This is a genomic window from Pantoea sp. Morm, assembly GCF_016643525.1.
Taxonomy (GTDB): Bacteria; Pseudomonadota; Gammaproteobacteria; order Enterobacterales; family Enterobacteriaceae; genus Pantoea; species Pantoea dispersa.
On the sequence record NZ_VOQX01000234.1, the window covers coordinates 1 to 1,662 of the forward strand.

Consider the following 1,662-nt stretch of genomic DNA (forward strand, 5'->3'; position numbering starts at 1 on the left):
CGGCTGCTGGAGGAAGCCGGCATCGGTTTGGATGAAATTAAAGTGGTGTACACGCCGCCGAAATATCCGCTCACAGCCAGCGATTATCTGGCCGTTGATGCCTGGATGATGTGGGATCCGCTGCTGAGTGCCGCAGAAAGCAACGCCGATTTGCGCGTACTGGAGAAGGGCGAAGGCCGGGTGCGTAACCACCAGTTTTATCTGGCGCGCCATGATTATGTGCAGCAGCATGACGATATCGTGCAGCAGCTGGTAACGAGCCTGCAGCAAACCGGGACCTTTATTGATCATCATCGCCATGAAGCCGCCACTATGCTGGCGCAGGAACTGGGGCTGGAGTTCGCAGCCGTTGAACGCGCCTTATCCCGTCGCAGCCACCAGACCCGGGCCATGGTTTTCCACGTCATCAAAGAACAGCAAACTATCGCTGACCGCTTTTATGCGCTCGGTTTGATTCATAAACCGGTGCGCGTGCGCGATGCAGTGTGGCAGTCGCCCAGACAGACGGCGCTTATGGCATAGAGGCTACAGTAAAAGTTATCCACGTTTTCTGTGGATAACACATTGAATATCGTCTGGCTAAATCCCCGTTTTTCTCACGGCAGCATGAGAATTAACTGTCAAACTCGGGCGATTTCAGCCTGAAATCCTGTAGATAAAAATCATATTTTCAAACAGTTAGAGGTGAAATCGCCATGGCGAATGTCGCCTGATCCCGGCAGATTTCGTTAGGGATTATCCCTGCTGCTTTCACTGTCGATTCCGCATCCAGCAGCCTTGGCCATTATCAAAGCCTCAACCGGCGATGGCGCTGGTTCATCGTATTACATTACTGAGCTGGCGATTTCAGCCTGAAATTCCGGCTAAGGTTGATTTGATTTCATGCACTTAGCGCTGAAATTCCGCTGGCGAAGGGTGAAATTACGGGGGAAAAATCAGGTGGGTGAGGTAACAATCTGTAGCGGCACGGTTCAGGATGTATGGGGTTGTGCTGCTACAGATTGCTGGCCTTCAGAAGTAAACGCTACTACTGATTGAGATACTTATTCAGCGTCTCGGTGATAACGCGATCCAGCTCTTCCTGTAACTCTCTGGACTGGCGGTTAAACTCGTAGCTAAACATGCGTCCGCGCGTTTTCTTGCGGGCGTAACGGTCTTTATCCGCGAAGGTCCACAGCGGTGTCGCCACCACTTTATCTTTAGCCGGCGCCTGCACCAGCGTCTGGCTGCCGTTACGGACCAGCCGCAGGATGCCATTCTTGACTTCATCTTCCGCCAGGCCTTCACGCGCACAGACACTGTCCACATCCATACCGATGGTTTCAATCAGAGCATCGACCGTCTGACCGGTTTCCTGCAGTTTTTCGTAGGCCTGCAGCAGCGTTTTGTAGTCAGGATAGGTCAACTCTGAATGGTTCGGGAACAGGGTGACCAGCTCCAGCGGCACACTGGCAGCTTGCAGCGCGCGGGTCACTTTTGCCTGAGACAGCCCTTCACTCTGCGCAATCTCTTTTTGCGACAGGCCGCTGTCTTTAAGGGACATCAAACGCATGCCGACTTCACGCAGATTATGCTCACGCGCGGTCTGGATATCCTGCGCCAGACGACGGGCTTCTTCGGCAGAGATGGCAACGTCGGTAACCAGCACATCCAGCCCGGTTT

At 53.5% G+C, this 1,662-nt stretch carries 1 protein-coding gene and 1 pseudogene; one reads left to right on the forward strand and one right to left on the reverse strand.

Annotated features, from left to right (window positions below):
* A pseudogene (locus tag FT726_RS27165) lies at window positions 1-522 on the forward strand (AAA family ATPase); the annotation flags it as partial.
* Between the two features lie 505 nt (window positions 523-1,027).
* Here the strand turns inward: FT726_RS27165 and FT726_RS27170 are convergent.
* Window positions 1,028-1,662 (reverse strand): ParB family protein (locus FT726_RS27170; protein ID WP_346303699.1); only part of this gene is annotated, 635 nt, incomplete at its 5' end.